Below are 14328 nucleotides of genomic sequence, written 5' to 3'. Positions count from 1 at the left end.
GCATGGTAACGAGGCAGGATCGGGGCTCTCGGGGTCGGCTGGGTGACCCGCGAGGTAGGCACGGAGGTAGCGGCCTCGTACCTGGTGAGGACGCCCCGGGCGGGGTAGTGCCAGGCGCCGTGGTCCTGCCCCTGGCGTCGGCAGGTGCCGTGCCGTCTGCGGTGCGTTCGGCGGGGGTACGTAGCACCGAGGACTGCCCCTGTGGCTCGGGCATGGTCTACGGTTCCTGCTGCGAGCCGGTCCTCGACGGGGGCGCGGCGGCAACTGCCGAGGCCCTGGTGCGCTCGCGGTTCACGGCCTTCGTCGTCGGCGACGAGGACCACCTGTTCCGTACCTGGCACCCTCGCACCCGCCCGGAAGGACCCTACTGCCATCCTGGCACCCAGTGGACCAGTCTGACCATCGGCGAGGTAGCAGGCGGTGGCCCCAGGGACGACACGGGGGTCGTCGAGCTTGTCGCCCGCTACCGCACCGGTGACGGGCGCGGGGGCGTCGTGGCCGACACGCTTCGGGAACGCTCCCGGCTGGTGCGTCGCGGCGGCCGGTGGGTCTACTACGACGGTGAGGTCCGGTAAGGGCAAGCGAGCTGGCTGACCGCGCTGCTGACTTCGGTGCAGGCTCCCCGTCATCGGCTGCTGCGACGGGGGAGGCCCACGGGGCGGTCGGGTGCCCTCGTGACGGGGTCCTGAGGTGGCCTGTGAGCGGGAGACCAGAACGGCGATTCCTTTCAGCGCTGTTTTAGGTTATGAGAGGTAAACGGCAAGGAAAAGAGTTCAGACACTTCTTCATTATCTCCCATAAAAGGTCCTGCTCTCGTTCACCGCTCGCCTCAGCGGCTCGCGCCTGTCTGCGAATGTCCTCGGGTCAAAGGTGTCACCGATGCGTCCTGCCGCCGGAGAATGAAACCTTTCATAGCTAAGATTTTCTACCTTGAGAAAACCTGGGTGCTTGACCGTGGTAATGGAGGGTGGGACGCTTACCTAACAACCTGATAACAATCAGTGGCGCGCCCGTGGGGGTGCTGCCCCGGGGGCGCGGGAGCCACGGAGAGGACTGATCATGGGACGGAGCACTGTCAGGAAGGTGGCAACGGCGTTCTGCACTGCCCTGCTGCTCGCCGGTATGTCGTCGACCGCGTCGGCGGCGTCGGCGGCGCCGGAAGCAGCGGAGGTGTCCAGCGAGGCCGTCCTGAGCGCGGGCGGCGTCAGCGTGGACTCCGACAAGAAGGACTCCGACAAGAAGGACTCCGACAAGAAGGACTCCGACAAGAAGGACTCCGACAGAAGGACTCCGACAAGAAGGACTCCGACAAGAAGGACTCCGACAAGAAGGACTCCGACAAGAAGGACTCCGACAAGAAGGACTCCGACAAGAAGGACTCCGACAAGAAGGACTCCGACAAGAAGGACTCCGACAAGAAGGACTCCGACAAGAAGAAGGACTCCGACAAGAAGGACTCCGACAAGAAGGACTCCGACAAGAAGGACTCCGACAAGAAGGACTCCGACAAGAAGGACTCCGACAAGAAGGACTCCGACAAGAAGGACTCCGACAAGAAGGACTCCGACAAGAAGGACTCCGACAAGAAGGACTCCGACAAGAAGGACTCCGACAAGAAGGACTCCGACAAGAAGGACTCCGACAAGAAGGACTCCGACAAGAAGGACTCCGACAAGAAGGACTCGACAAGAAGGACTCGACAAGAAGGACTCCGACAAGAAGGACTCCGACAAGAAGGACTCCGACAAGAAGGACTCGACAAGAAGGACTCCGACAAGAAGGACTCCGACAAGAAGGACTCCGACAAGAAGGACTCCGACAAGAAGGACTCCGACAAGAAGGACTCCGACAAGAAGGACTCGACAAGAAGGACTCCGACAAGAAGGACTCCGACAAGAAGGACTCCGACAAGAAGGACTCCGACAAGAAGGACTCCGACAAGAAGGACTCCGACAAGAAGGACTCCGACAAGAAGGACTCCGACAAGAAGGACTCCGACAAGAAGGACTCCGACAAGAAGGACTCCGACAAGAAGGACTCCGACAAGAAGGACTCCGACAAGAAGGACTCCGACAAGAAGGACTCCGACAAGAAGGACTCCGACAAGAAGGACTCCGACAAGAAGGACTCCGACAAGAAGGACTCCGACAAGAAGGACTCCGACAAGAAGGACTCCGACAAGAAGGACTCCGACAAGAAGGACTCCGACAAGAAGGACTCCGACAAGAAGGACTCCGACAAGAAGGACTCCGACAAGAAGGACTCCGACAAGAAGGACTCCGACAAGAAGGACTCCGACAAGAAGGACTCCGACAAGAAGGACTCCGACAAGGAAGGACTCCGACAAGAAGGACTCCGACAAGAAGGACTCCGACAAGAAGGACTCCGACAAGAAGGACTCCGACAAGAAGGACTCCGACAAGAAGGACTCCGACAAGAAGGACTCCGACAAGAAGGACTCCGACAAGAAGGACTCCGACAAGAAGGACTCCGACAAGAAGGACTCCGACAAGAAGGACTCCGACAAGAAGGACTCCGACAAGAAGGACTCCGACAAGAAAAAAAAAGAAAAAGACTCGACAAGAAGGACTCCGACAAGAAGGACTCCGACAAGAAGGACTCCGACAAGAAGGACTCCGACAAGAAGGACTCCGACAAGAAGGACTCCGACAAGAAGGACTCCGACAAGAAGGACTCCGACAAGAAGGACTCCGACAAGAAGGACTCCGACAAGAAGGACTCCGACAAGAAGGACTCCGACAAGAAGGACTCCGACAAGAAGGACTCCGACAAGAAGGACTCCGACAAGAAGGACTCCGACAAGAAGGACTCCGACAAGAAGGACTCCGACAAGAAGGACTCCGACAAGAAGGACTCGACAAGAAGGACTCCGACAAGAAGGACTCCGACAAGAAGGACTCCGACAAGAAGGACTCCGACAAGAAGGACAAGCGTGACGAGTGCGCATGAGCGCGGCCCGTCGAGGCTTGTGCGGGAGAGGCGGCAGGGAATCCTCCTAGCGGGAACTCCTCCTATTGGGGTGTGTGATGCGGCGGCGCGGTCAGCCAGGAGACGGTTGGTCGTCAGTCACTGTGGGCACCTTGCCCGGTCCTTCGAGGTCTAGTCCGTCGAGGTGCGTGGTCTGATGGGCCTCTGGACCTGATCGCTGCGAGTGCTGTCGTCGTGAGGATCGGGGTACTGCTTCCCCCGCATCGGCTCTTCTTTCTGGGGGCAGGCTTTCCTAAGAAAGTTGTGCTGCCGTTGAAAGAATGGCGAGTCCCGTAGGTGGCCCCTGGCTCCCGGAACAACTGGGAGCCAGGGGCTGCGCTATACCGTGTGCTGCTCTAGGCTAGGGCTTCTGCTGGCTCGCCTCAGTGCCAGGTGCCGCGCCAGTACTGGATAGGCCAGGGCGCCTCCTGCCAGCTCCTGACTCCGAGGTCGGCGGCCCAGCGCAGTGGGAGGTAGGGGTCCCGCAGGGCGGCCCGGCCCACGGCGACAGCGTCCGCCTGGCCAGTCACCAGGGCCTGCTCCGCCTGGGCGGCTGTCTCGACGAGGCCTACGCCCACCACCTGGGTCCTGGTTCCTGCGACCGCTTCCTTCACCTGGGCGGCAAAGGGTAGCTGGAAGCCGGGTCCAGCAGGAACCTGGGCTGGTACGTTGCCTCCGGTGGACACGTGCAGGATATCGACCCCGGCCTCGGCCAGCTGGCGGGCGAGTTCGACAGTGTCCTGTCCGGTCAGGCCGCCGTCGGCCCAGTCAGTGGCAGACAGGCGCACGTCCAGGACCTTCTCTTCCCCGATGGCCTGGCGCACGGCCTGGACCACTCGCAGCAGGAAGCGGCGCCGCCCCTGGGGCGAGCCGCCGTAGGAGTCGGTACGGAAGTTGGACAGCGGGGAGAGGAACTCGTGGATGAGGTAGCCGTGGGCGCCATGCAGCTCAACGATGTCGTACCCGGCCTCCACCGCCCGGCGGGCCGCCGAGGTGAAGGCCTCAACCAGGTGGTCGATCCCCGTCTCGTCAAGCTCGGTGGGTACCGCGTGCTCCGGGTAGGCCACTGCGCTGGGAGCCAGGAGCTCCCAGCCCTCGATCGTGCTGGTGCGGGCGCCCTTCTCCCGGGGACGCATCGGGGGAGTACCCGCCTTGCGTCCGCCGTGGCCCAGCTGGATACCGGCCAGGGCGCCCGCTGCGTGAACGGCATCGACAATACGGTGATGCCCTTCGACCTGGCTCTCCTCCCACAGGCCCAGGTCGTTGGGGGACAGGCGGCCCTCCGGGGTGACAGCGGTAGCCTCCACAATGAGCGTGCCGAACCCGCCGACCGCGCGGCTGGCGTAGTGGACGACGTGCCAGTCCGTGACGGCGCCGTCGTCCCCCGGCACGCAGTACATGCACATCGGGGGCAGCCACAGGCGGTTCCGGGCGCTGAGGTCACGCATGGTCAGAGGGCTGAGCAAGTTTGGCGTTCTCATACGTGCACGCTATGACGGCGGCGTGGTGATGGCAATGGCCTGGTGGTGTTCCAAGGCTCTCGCTACCTCGCTGCCCTGTCAGCCCTTGGATGTCGCCAGGGAGCCATAGGCTTGAGCACCGTGACGCCCACCCACCCGTCCCTGCCGCCCGCCCCTGCCCGCCCTGTGTCGGCCAGCAGCCCCGGCCACGTCCCGGCCCCGGTCACGCACGGACCTGATGATGTCGCCCTGGTCTTCGAGGGCGGAGGAATGAGAGGCGCCTATACCGCAGGGCTGGTGCGGGTCATGCTGGAGGCCGGCCTGTCCTTCCCCTGGGTCGGAGGGATCTCTGCCGGGGCCTCGCACACGTGCAACTTTGTCTCCCGTGACACCTGGCGGGCTCGGGAGGCCTTTGTGGGGCTGACCACCCAGCCCCAGGCCGGGGGCTGGGGCAGCTTTGCTCGTGGGCAGGGCTACTTCAACTCCGAGTACATCTACGAGCGCACCTCCGCTCCTGACGAGCCCCTGCCCTTTGACTGGGAGACCTTCGCCTCCACCTCCTCCACGGTGCGCCTCGGCTCCTTCCGCTGCGACACCGGTGAGGAGGTCTACTGGGGGCTGGAGGACATGCCGACCATGGCGCACCTTCTGCCCCGGGTGCGGGCCTCCTCGTCCATGCCGGTGCTCATGCCGGTGACCCACGTTGACGGTGTGCCCTACCTCGACGGGGCGCTGGGACCCACCGGTGGCTTCGCCACGGACGCGGCCCGTGCGGACGGCTACGACAAGATGCTGGTGGTCATGACCCGCCCGGCGGGCTACCGCAAGCCTGAGCGGCGCCTGTCCGCGCTCTACCGTGCCCTCCTGCGCCGCTACCCCGCGGCGGCGGAGGGGGTCCGCAGGCGTCCTCAGCGTTACAACCAGACCGTCGCAGACCTGGAGGCGATGCAGCGTGAGGGGAGGGTCTACCTGTTCCGGCCCGCCCGGATGCCGGTGGTCAACGGCGACCTGCGCTACCACCGGGTGGTGACCGCCTTTGAGGCGGGGCTGGCCCAGGCGCGCCAAGAACTGCCTGCCATTGAGGAGTTTCTAGCCTCCTGACCTGCCCAGTTCCGTGGCTTTCCGACCTGCCCACCGCCCCGCCTGTGACCTACCTGGGCTCATCCCCGGCGACTGCGAGGCCGTCCCATGCTGGGCGCTGCCCCGGGTTAGGCGCTGCTTGGGCCTGCTGCCTGGCTCAGTGGGGTCGGGCGGTGCCGTAGCGGGCTGTCTCCTGGCCGGGATCGAAGCCGAAGGTCGTCACCGGTGGGACCCGCTGCCCACGGTCGAGGGCGTCGGCCAGCAGGCGCAGGACGTGGCGCTCGTGCTCAGGGACCGCACGGGGCAGGGAGGTTAGGGCAAACCAGTCCAGGGCGGCGGTCCTGGCGGGCTCGCGAACGCGGGGCCGCCCCTCCCAGCGGTGTAGGGCGAAGAAGAAGTCGACCCGCTGCTCCAGCCCTGGGCCTGCGACGTCGTTGCTGCGATGCACCGTGGTCAGCGGTTCCAGGTCCGTGTGCGCCACGACGACGCCGACCTCCTCCTTGGCCTCCCGGACCGCGGTCTCCAGTACGCTCTCGCCGGGCTCGACGTGCCCGGCGACACCGCAGGCCCAGTACCCGTCCATATAGCCGGTGTGCTGCCGCAGCTGTAGGAGGACCTGGGTGCATGAGGCTTGTGCGCCCTGCCCGCCGAGGAGCCCCGAGGGCCCTGCTGTGGGAGATCTCACTCCTGCCCGGCCTGCGGGAGCCTGCCTGAGGAGGAGTACGTAGGCGGCGGGGACCAGGCTGAGGGCGGGCGGAGTCTGGGGAGTCTGGGCTGGCACGGTCTCAGTCTAGAGTCGGCGGTGGGCGCGCTGGTCGGTCGGGTCGGCTACGAGGGCGGCAGCGGCGGGGTAGTGGCACGGTGCTCGTTGTGGAGCCTGCCTCCGTCCCTTTCCTCGCCACTGCCACAGGCCCTATGGTTTGCGGTATGACAACTAAGAGTAGGACCCCTGTTTCCCGTACGCTAACAACCTCTTCAGGCCGTTCCATGAGCCGTGCCGCAGGTCTTGTCCGACCCGCGGCACGCGAGCTCGCCCTTGTCCTGGTCGGCACGGCTACCTTGGCTCTTTTAGGGCAGGTGGCCCTTCCCCTGCCCTTCACCCCCGTCCCGGTGACGCTGGGTACCTTCGCTGCGCTCGGTGTGGGCTCCGTGCTCGGCTCCAGGCGTGGGATGGCCTCTGCGCTTGTGCTGGCGCTCCTTGCCGCCGCTGGCGTGCCGGTTCTGGCGGGCTGGAGCGCGGGCGTGACCGCGTCCTTCGGCTATGTCCTGGGCTACACGCTGGCTGCTGGCGTGGCCGGGCGCGGTGCCCTGGGCTGGTCGCGCTCCTCCGAGGGGGGTGCAGGCTCCGTCGCCAGGCGTGCCCTGGTGCTGGGTGCCACCATGCTGCTGGCCTCCGCCCTCGTCTACGTCCCCGGCCTGCTGTGGCTGAGGCTGGCGACCGGTGCCTCCTGGGCCGCGACGGTGGGTATGGGGCTCGCCCCCTTTGTGGTCGGCGACCTGCTGAAGTCCCTGGCGGTGGCTGGCCTGGTGCCTGTACGCAGCATCTGGCGCTGAGCCTGGCTGAACCTGTCCGTGAGCCTCTGAAGCGCGGTGCGCTCCGTCGGGTGTGCTCTAAGGTACCCGTATGAGTGGGGAGGCGCCCCGGCGGGGCGACCAGGGTGACGTCGCCCTGTCCGTGCTGGACATGGTGCCGGTCAGTGCCGGACGCACCCGCTCCCAGGCGCTTGCGGACATGCGTGACCTCGCCGTGGCTGCTGACACCGCCGGGTACGAGCGCTACTGGCTGGCTGAGCACCACGGCTCCACCACCTACATGTCCTCGGCCACGACCGTCCTCATGGGGCAGGTCCTGGCCGCCACCCAGCGTCTCGGCGTGTGCTCCGGAGGCATCATGCTGCCCAACCACGCTCCTCTCGTCGTCGCGGAGCAGGTGGGGACCCTTGCCTCTCTCTACCCCGGCCGTGTCAGCCTGGGGCTGGGCCGGGCGCCGGGCACGGATCGTCTCACCGCAGCGGCGTTACGGCGACGTAGTGCCAGCCTGCCCGACTTTGTCGAGGAGATCCTGGAGACTCTCACATACCTGGGCTCCGTCCCCGGGAGGCGTGGGACCGGGTCCCGCCTCCCTCCTTCTCGGCTCGCTCTCAGGTGCCGGTCCTGACGCCGAAGGCGAGCCTGGGGGAGAGCACGGCGGTCGTGTCCGTGCCGTCCCGGCTGAGGGCACGCGCGTGCCCACGTGGATCCTGGGGTCCTCGGTCAACGGCGCCCGTGTGGCTGGCAGCCTGGGCCTGCCCTTTGCCGTGGCCTCTCACTTCGCTCCTGCCCAGGCGGAGGCGGCGCTGAGCACCTACCGCTCGGTGTTCGACACCCAGGCCCCCACCCGAGCGCAGGACCGGCCCCGTGCGGCGGCGGCAGTCAACGTCGTCGTGGCCCCGACCATGGACCAGGCGCAGTTGCTCTACTCCACGGCAATGGCGGCGGCTGCCCGTGTTATCGGCGGTCGGCCCGGCCCGCTCGATCCGCCCAGCCCGGACCCGGGCTCCTGGCGCAGGCACGCGCAGGGGCGGGAGGCGGCCGTGGAGTCAGCCATGGCTCTGTCCTTTGTGGGGGAGCCGGACGACGTCGCCGCCCGCCTGCACGCCTATGCCGTGCGCTGGGACCTTGAGGAGCTCCTGGTCATCACCCACGTCCACGACCCTGTGCTGCGCCGACGCTCCTACACTCTTCTGGCCCAGGCCTGGACGGACTACGCTGGCGGGAGGAGACGCGCCCGTGCCGACGGAGCGGGCGGGGAACCGGGGCCACCCAGCAGCGGAACCGGGGCGGGAGCCTGAGGCAGGCAGCCCTGGGGAGCCGGGGACCCTCCTGGGGGCGCCGGGGCAGCGGTACCGGGTTTCGGTATCCTGTCCGCCACACAGTGACTGGAGGCACCTGATCATGCGCAACACGCCTATCTCCCGCCGCAGCCTAGGCCTGGGCCTCGGTGCCGCTGCGGTGCTCCTGGCTTCCGGGTGCTCGTCGGGCTCGCCAGGCGGCGCGCCGACCTCCGCTGCGGCCGGTAGCCAGGGCAAGGCCGATGGTGGCGTGCTCACGCTGGCATACAACGCTGACGGCCCGCACCAGGCCTGGGTCGAGGCCGTGTGCGACTCGGTGGGCTCCGCACTGGGGATCACCATGGAGCCGCTGCCCCTCGCCGACCTCTCCGCGCTGCGTGACGAGGTCGACAACCGCACAGTCGTGGGAGCCTTCCGCTCCAGCTGGAGGGCGGACTTCCCCTCCATCGCAAGCGTCCTGGTTAGCCAGTACCGTACGGGTGCTGCTGCCAATATCACCGACTACTCCAGCACCGGGCTCGACGACCTGCTGGCCCAGGCGGCTGCCACAAACGACAGCGCTGCGGCTCTCAGCCTTTGTGAGCAGGCCCAGTCCCTCCTGCTCGCTGACCTGCCCACCATCCCCCTGTGGTACCACGGCGGGGCCGGGGGCTGGTCCGCGACGGTCTCCGACGTCACCTGGTCGTGGAACGGCCTGCCTGTCTATGAGGCCGTGAGGACCTCGGCCGAGGACGGCGTCGTGCGTGCCCGTGGTACCGAGCCCCGGCACCCGCTAGTTCCTTCCACCACCAACGAGTCTGGGGGCAGGCGGGTCGTCGACCTGCTCTTCTCCGGACTGGTGCGCTACCGCGAGGACGGCACCGTGGTCAATGAGATGGCCGAGTCCGTGGAGACCGAGGACAACCAGCACTTCACGGTGACGATCAAGGAGGGCTGGGCCTTTGGCGACGGCACGGCCGTGACCTCGGAGTCCTTTATCAGGGCGTGGGACTACGGGGCCCAGGCCTCCCACAACCATGTCGCCTCCCACCTCTACGCGCCCATTGAGGGCTTCTCCGCAGAGGAGGACTCCGAGCTGACCGGGCTGGCCAAGGTCGATGACCGGACATTTACCATCACCCTGACCGAGCCGACCGCTGACTTCGTGCAGCGCCTGGGCTGCCCGCCTTCTACCCCTACCTGCCAGCGCCTTCAAGGACATGGAGGCCTTCGGCGAGTCCCCCGTTGGCAACGGCCCCTACACCCTGGCCGAGTGGAGCCACCACTCCGAGGTCGTCCTGGTCCCCAACCCTCTCTACTCGGGGGAGCGCGCCGTCGCCAACGACGGGGTGACCTTCGTGATCTACCCTGACGACGACGCCTCCTACAGCGACCTGCTCGCCGGTACCGTGGACGTCGTTGATGCCGTCCCGCAGGCGCGGCTGTCCACCGTGGACGAGGACCTGGAGGGGCGGGCTGTCACCCTGCCGGGTGACCTGGTCCAGGGGCTCGCCATCAACGTCGGCGCGCCGCACTGGGGCACGGACAAGGAGGGGCGCCTGCGCCGCGCCGCGCTGTCCCGGGCGATCAACCGAGAGGAGATCTGCGAGACCGTCTACGAGGGCGCGTGCACCCCAGCCAGCGACTTTACCTGCCCGGTCATGGTCGGGTGGGCGGCTGACGTCCCAGGCAACGAGGTCCTTACCTATGACGAGGCCGAGGCTAGGAGGCTGTGGGACCAGGCAGAGGCCGTGTCAGCTTTCTAGGATCTGGGACGCGAGGACTACATGTCCGTTTGTGCTTGACGCCTGCTCCCGGCGGAAGCGCTCTGGAGGTGACTCGCGATTCCTAGTGATAATCTACGGCTGGAGTTGCCAGCGCCTCCGCTTAGTCCCACCGTCTGCGCCTCGTCGGTCTGAGGGCTGTGTCCTGGACGCAGCTGGACGTTCAGTCGTGCCAGTGCAGGTTGTCACGCTCGGCATTAAGTAGCATGTACTCGATACTTGGCCTCACTAGTTCGATAATTACTGGCAGGCTGTTAATGAGGTTGGCGGTGAAAGCCTCGGTGATGGTCTCGTTCAGGAAGTATGCTCCTGCGAGGGAGTCACAATGGCGGCAGCCGTGACTCAGGTAGCTTCCGGCGTGCTTCGCGCCCATATATGCGTTGCGGCACCGCTCTTTCCAGTCCTCAACCTCATCCTAGCTGAATGGAAGAGCCTCCATGTTGTCAAGAATGACTCCGAGGGCGTCCTTGAACTTGAGTTGCCCACGGTCGTTGAGGTGCGATCCTCCATTGTCGTTATCCTCGATTAGGTAACCTACCTGCTCCAGAGGGGTGCTACTCATGATAGCGCTCTGGGGAGGCCACGTGCGCTCTGATCTCAGTGCTCGAAAAAGGTAGCCGAGGGCGCGGCCATACTCCTGTCTCAGGCGGAACCACTCGTCGATGCCTCCTGGGGTCATGTCGTTACAGGAGAACAGAAATCGCCTGCGACAGTTGCTGAGATCGTCACGTGGTAGCAAGTGTGAAAATACTTCTGTCCACTGTTCGCCTTCGGGAGTATTAATCTTGTTTTCCTTACGATTAGCGTGGACCTCCTGGAAGGTGAAGTTCTTCCACGCAGCAATGGAAACAAGGTCGAGGGCGCCAACGTGAGCCTCGAGATGGTCGCGCCGCTTTCGAGGCTCCTTGACCAAGCTTTGGAACGACAGCGACTCGCGCACATCGTATCCGTCGAGGACGGGGGCCGCCCGCCAGTCATGACATGCGGACATGTTGAGCCTGTCGGATATCTTTATGCTGTCGGTTTGCTTGAGACTGAGAGTCGCAGACTGAAGCCGACCCGAGCTGTCAGACTCGCAAAAGATTTCGATGGAGGACCTTCCTACCCAATTTCTGTACGCCGAACTCGTGGTTCGCATCCCGTTAACTTGACCGTACTTGAGGCTCCTCCCTCTGCGCGAGGCATAGTCCACCACAAAAACACCCTTGCCAGCAATGTGCGTCTGACGCGCCCCTCCTGCGGCACGACAACCAACGAGCACGACATGGCTAGCGTCATCGTGGACCTTCATGCCGGATAGCGGCAAGTAACTGTACCGCGTCCGGTCAGGATCATCGGCAAACGTGGCGTTCGGTGACCACCACCGGCCGTACGGGCCGTTGACTGCCTCACAGGTCCCGGAGGTCGGGAACGTCACCTCGATGGCGTCTCCTGTATTCCGGAGCATGACGACCCTTTCCGGCGTATCCGGTTGCCGTCAATAAGATGGTATAGCCGCGCTTCGCTCGCACGAAGCCTGTTCTCTATCATTTTCTCTCTCCTCCTTGCACCATGTGGATACCTCCTAGACAAGTCCCTGGACTTCATATTCTCATCCGCTCGTGGACGCTGTTCTCCAGCTCCCGTATCTGTTTCTCCACGCTGGCCGCCAGAGTTATGTCATCCACGCACAGGTCGAGTTCCACATTGCGTTCCTCGGCACTGTGGGAGCACTTCGCGGAGCCCACCAGGAGGGAGCGGCGGTCCACGCTGAGGAATTTCGCGTGACTCGTCAGCAAAGATATCGTCGGTCAGGGCTCCCGCTCCGAGCGGGCCCGGTGGCGCAGCAGCAGCTCCTTGATGACCAGGCCTGTCCCGATCGTCTTGCCCAGGCCGACGTCATCCGCCAGCAGCAGGTTGGTGCGCGGGGCAGACAGCGTGCGGTGCAGGGGCTCGAGCTGGTGGGGCTCCAGTGTGGCGCCGGAACGGAACGGTGCCTGGAAGGCTCTGGGGTCGGCGGAGGTGACAGCACCCCAGCGTATGGCGTTAACGAAGGCTCCCAGCGTGTCCGGGTCGTCAAAGGTGTCGGCGCAATGCTCTCGGGAAGGCTGCGGTCTGGCACCACTGGCTGCCCGACCTCCAGCTCCCAGACCACGGTGAGCTCCTCACCCATGCGGTCCCCGTCAAGGGCTGCAGGTCAACGACGTGCTGGAGGCGGGGCTTGCCGTCGTCGGCCGGGCTGCGCGGCAGTCCCTGAACGGCGATGTCCGTGACCGCCCAGATCGCACCACGCACCTGTACCACCTGACCGGGCTCGGGGCGTCGGGACCCGGCGGACGCGAGCGGTGCGGCTGTGGGTGCCGGGGAGGCCTGAGTCGTCATGGTACCTGGCCTACGGAATGCGAAGCGGGCTTAGAAGCCAAGGTATCCTACTCTGGCAGCACCGGTGTCCCTACATTGTCACGAGGAGGCGGCCAAGCTGTGGGACAGGCGCCTACAGGTCCTGCCCTCCGGGTAACCGTCTGGCGTTATCGGCGCAGCCCGAAAGAGACGCCGGTACGGCGAAGCATCTCGAAGGTGCTCACCCACGTGACGTCAAGAGCCCGGCAGGCGTCAGGAATCTTCACTTTCTTGAGAGAGCCTGACCCTGCGACCTCGTGGGTCACTAGCGTGCACGAGTACGCCGCCGCGTGGGCGACGAGGAGGTAGTCGGCAGCGTCTGAGGAGAACTCGTCCAGGGCGGACTGCTTGAAGTTCTGGGACTGCGCCCATACGGACAACGGGGCGAAGAACGGCACTGCTTTGTCGTCGATTGGGTGGAAGAACATGCGATGCTTCTCCGCCCACTCGGCAAGCTCGTCGTCTCCGCGACGGAGTTCCTCACCGACTTTTTCGATACTGAACACTGTGCCTTGTTCATGCGCGTGCTCAAGCCACGTCCAGAAGCCGGGCGCGATATCAAAGGCATAATAGCGGTTCTTTGCCTCGATGAGGACGTTGGCGTCGACGAGGTACATCACGTTATGCCCACTTTCTCTGCCAGGCCTTCAAAGGTCGAGTGCTTGACAGTCCCCAGCAGTCGGTAGGCGTCCCGGTACGTCGTCCGCCCCTCCAGGGTGGAGGAGACCACGGCCCGGGTGAAAGCACGCCCGAGGCGTCGCAGTTGGGTGTGGTAGTAGTTCCCGCCCCCGCCACGGTCACGCCCAGCCTGCATAAGTCCCATGACACGTTGGCGTTCGGCGTCGTACCGGGCCATGTACTCGTCCCATGTGAGGAATCCAGCGTCCCGGAGCCTGGCGAGCACGACGAGGGTGCTGACCTTGTAGTGAGACGCCAGCCGGTTCAGCTCGTCCTGGCCACAGTCCCCTGCCCACCCCTCACGGAGCGAGTCCAGGGGGATGAGCACCTGTGCGGCAACCTGGTTGCACCAGCGCTCCTCCCGCTTCTCGCCCTGCGTACCACCAGCATCCGCGTCGGAGAGCGCGCTGTGCCCTAGCCACAGGTGGGCAAGTTCGTGGACGAGGGTGAAGACCTGTGCGGCCTTGGTGTCGGCCCCGTTGACAAAGACGAGCGGGGCGACGTCGTCAGCCAGGGCAAAGCCTCGGAACTCCTCCGGGTCCAGTCTGCGGTGCGTGTCCGAGCCGACGACCCCGTTGACCATGACCAGGACACCGATGGTCTCGGCGCGCTCGATGAGGTCCGTCATCGCATCAGACCAGCTGGTCACGGACCGCTCGTCCAGACGGAGCGCGGTACGAATGCGGTCGGCGGCGTCGTCTACCGGAGTGGTCAGCGTCGCGGAGCCGACGAGGCCGAGTGGGGCAGCCCCATCCTCCAGTGCCTCGTCGCGGTACCAGTCCTGGCGTCTCTGGCACAGGTAGATCGTCTCCAGCAGGTCGGCCGACGGTTCGCGCACTCCGGCGTCGCGAGGAGTCCGCATGTCCGGGACAGGGACGTCCTCGACAGGCGGCTCAGGCAGGAACAGCATCCCAAAGGGCGTGTGGGTGTCGGCAGCGAGCTTCTCCATCTGCTTGAGAGTGGGGCGCACGGAGCCGTCGATCCATTCATCAAGCTTGGGTGCGCGATGGCGGACGGTATCCTCGTCCCAGCGCGCCCGCCTCACGGCCCAGCGCAGCACGTCGGGCGCGATGTCTACACGCACGACGGCCATGGCTCCTCCTTCCGCGCCCCCGCTCTTCACGCACTAGTCTGCTCCACGCCACCGAC

At 65.4% G+C, this 14328-nt stretch carries 14 protein-coding genes; 8 read left to right on the top strand and 6 right to left on the bottom strand.

Translation table 11 applies throughout. The annotated features are described in order from the left end of the window. Positions 1 to 2 precede the first annotated feature (2 nt). Positions 3 to 575 carry a YchJ family protein gene (locus tag D5R93_RS14230; protein WP_119836847.1) on the top strand — a complete coding sequence of 191 codons (573 nt, stop codon included), beginning with the start codon at positions 3 to 5 and terminating at the stop codon, positions 573 to 575. Between the two features lie 426 nt (positions 576 to 1001). Further along, positions 1002 to 2957, top strand: a complete 1956-nt coding sequence (locus D5R93_RS13365) for a hypothetical protein (RefSeq protein ID WP_162933927.1) — start codon at positions 1002 to 1004, stop codon at positions 2955 to 2957. A 414-nt stretch (positions 2958 to 3371) separates the two neighbouring features. Here the strand turns inward: D5R93_RS13365 and D5R93_RS10565 are convergent, their stop codons facing one another. Further along, the gene (locus D5R93_RS10565; protein ID WP_119836845.1) at positions 3372 to 4469 is read right to left on the bottom strand and encodes an NADH:flavin oxidoreductase/NADH oxidase; all 1098 of its coding nucleotides are present in this window, start codon (positions 4467 to 4469) and stop codon (positions 3372 to 3374) included. 111 nt (positions 4470 to 4580) lie between these two features. Between D5R93_RS10565 and D5R93_RS10560 the strand changes: the two genes are divergently transcribed. Beyond that, on the top strand, positions 4581 to 5549 hold the full coding sequence (locus D5R93_RS10560; protein ID WP_120205144.1) for a patatin-like phospholipase family protein: 969 nt from the start codon (positions 4581 to 4583) through the stop codon (positions 5547 to 5549). 136 nt (positions 5550 to 5685) lie between these two features. Here the strand turns inward: D5R93_RS10560 and D5R93_RS10555 are convergent, their stop codons facing one another. After that, the gene (locus D5R93_RS10555; RefSeq protein ID WP_119836843.1) at positions 5686 to 6309 is read right to left on the bottom strand and encodes an NUDIX domain-containing protein; all 624 of its coding nucleotides are present in this window, start codon (positions 6307 to 6309) and stop codon (positions 5686 to 5688) included. A gap of 206 nt (positions 6310 to 6515) precedes the next feature. Between D5R93_RS10555 and D5R93_RS10550 the strand changes: the two genes are divergently transcribed. The 5 genes from D5R93_RS10550 (at position 6516) to D5R93_RS14580 (ending at position 10104) form a co-directional block, all read left to right on the top strand. After that, positions 6516 to 7082 (top strand): biotin transporter BioY, encoded by a 567-nt coding sequence (locus D5R93_RS10550; RefSeq protein ID WP_243106724.1) that lies wholly within the window; start codon positions 6516 to 6518, stop codon positions 7080 to 7082. Between the two features lie 70 nt (positions 7083 to 7152). After that, positions 7153 to 7686, top strand: a complete 534-nt coding sequence (locus D5R93_RS14225; protein ID WP_243106723.1) for an MsnO8 family LLM class oxidoreductase — start codon at positions 7153 to 7155, stop codon at positions 7684 to 7686. Between the two features lie 67 nt (positions 7687 to 7753). After that, complete coding sequence (locus D5R93_RS14220; protein ID WP_243106722.1) at positions 7754 to 8359, top strand: LLM class flavin-dependent oxidoreductase; 606 nt, start codon at positions 7754 to 7756, stop codon at positions 8357 to 8359. Between the two features lie 103 nt (positions 8360 to 8462). After that, on the top strand, positions 8463 to 9710 hold the full coding sequence (locus D5R93_RS14585) for an ABC transporter substrate-binding protein (RefSeq protein ID WP_279221350.1): 1248 nt from the start codon (positions 8463 to 8465) through the stop codon (positions 9708 to 9710). After that, on the top strand, positions 9604 to 10104 hold the full coding sequence (locus tag D5R93_RS14580) for an ABC transporter substrate-binding protein (protein ID WP_279221430.1): 501 nt from the start codon (positions 9604 to 9606) through the stop codon (positions 10102 to 10104). Before D5R93_RS14585 ends, D5R93_RS14580 begins: the two co-directional genes overlap by 107 nt. A gap of 433 nt (positions 10105 to 10537) precedes the next feature. Here the strand turns inward: D5R93_RS14580 and D5R93_RS10530 are convergent, their stop codons facing one another. The 4 genes from D5R93_RS10530 to D5R93_RS10515 all read right to left on the bottom strand — a co-directional run bounded on the left by D5R93_RS10530 (position 10538) and on the right by D5R93_RS10515 (position 14272). Beyond that, a complete protein-coding gene (locus tag D5R93_RS10530) occupies positions 10538 to 11539 on the bottom strand; it encodes an ApeA N-terminal domain 1-containing protein (RefSeq protein WP_162933926.1) in 1002 nt (333 codons plus the stop codon). Between the two features lie 166 nt (positions 11540 to 11705). Beyond that, a complete protein-coding gene (locus tag D5R93_RS14850) occupies positions 11706 to 11900 on the bottom strand; it encodes a phospholipase D-like domain-containing protein (protein ID WP_341466820.1) in 195 nt (64 codons plus the stop codon). A gap of 729 nt (positions 11901 to 12629) precedes the next feature. Then, positions 12630 to 13118: a DUF4411 family protein gene (locus D5R93_RS10520; RefSeq protein ID WP_119836948.1), complete on the bottom strand. Its 489-nt coding sequence runs from the start codon at positions 13116 to 13118 to the stop codon at positions 12630 to 12632. Next, on the bottom strand, positions 13118 to 14272 hold the full coding sequence (locus tag D5R93_RS10515; protein ID WP_119836837.1) for an ImmA/IrrE family metallo-endopeptidase: 1155 nt from the start codon (positions 14270 to 14272) through the stop codon (positions 13118 to 13120). The genes D5R93_RS10520 and D5R93_RS10515 overlap by 1 nt, the downstream gene beginning before the upstream one ends. Positions 14273 to 14328: the final 56 nt, after the last annotated feature.

The sequence above is a fragment of the Actinomyces lilanjuaniae genome, from assembly GCF_003606385.1.
In the GTDB taxonomy this organism is placed as follows: domain Bacteria; phylum Actinomycetota; class Actinomycetes; order Actinomycetales; family Actinomycetaceae; genus Actinomyces; species Actinomyces lilanjuaniae.
Note: the sequence above shows the minus strand (reverse complement) of the source record. Positions and strands in the feature narration are given on the sequence as shown.

Excerpts from the sequence above, each read along its gene's own strand:
- D5R93_RS14230 (WP_119836847.1), top strand. The coding sequence starts at position 3 with ATGGTAACGAGGCAGGATCGGGGCTCTCGGGGTCGGCTGGGTGACCCG.
- D5R93_RS10565 (WP_119836845.1), bottom strand. The coding sequence starts at position 4,469 with ATGAGAACGCCAAACTTGCTCAGCCCTCTGACCATGCGTGACCTCAGC.
- D5R93_RS10550 (WP_243106724.1), top strand. The coding sequence starts at position 6,516 with ATGAGCCGTGCCGCAGGTCTTGTCCGACCCGCGGCACGCGAGCTCGCC.
- D5R93_RS14225 (WP_243106723.1), top strand. The coding sequence starts at position 7,153 with ATGAGTGGGGAGGCGCCCCGGCGGGGCGACCAGGGTGACGTCGCCCTG.
- D5R93_RS14585 (WP_279221350.1), top strand. The coding sequence starts at position 8,463 with ATGCGCAACACGCCTATCTCCCGCCGCAGCCTAGGCCTGGGCCTCGGT.
- D5R93_RS10520 (WP_119836948.1), bottom strand. The coding sequence starts at position 13,118 with ATGTACCTCGTCGACGCCAACGTCCTCATCGAGGCAAAGAACCGCTAT.
- D5R93_RS10515 (WP_119836837.1), bottom strand. The coding sequence starts at position 14,272 with ATGGCCGTCGTGCGTGTAGACATCGCGCCCGACGTGCTGCGCTGGGCC.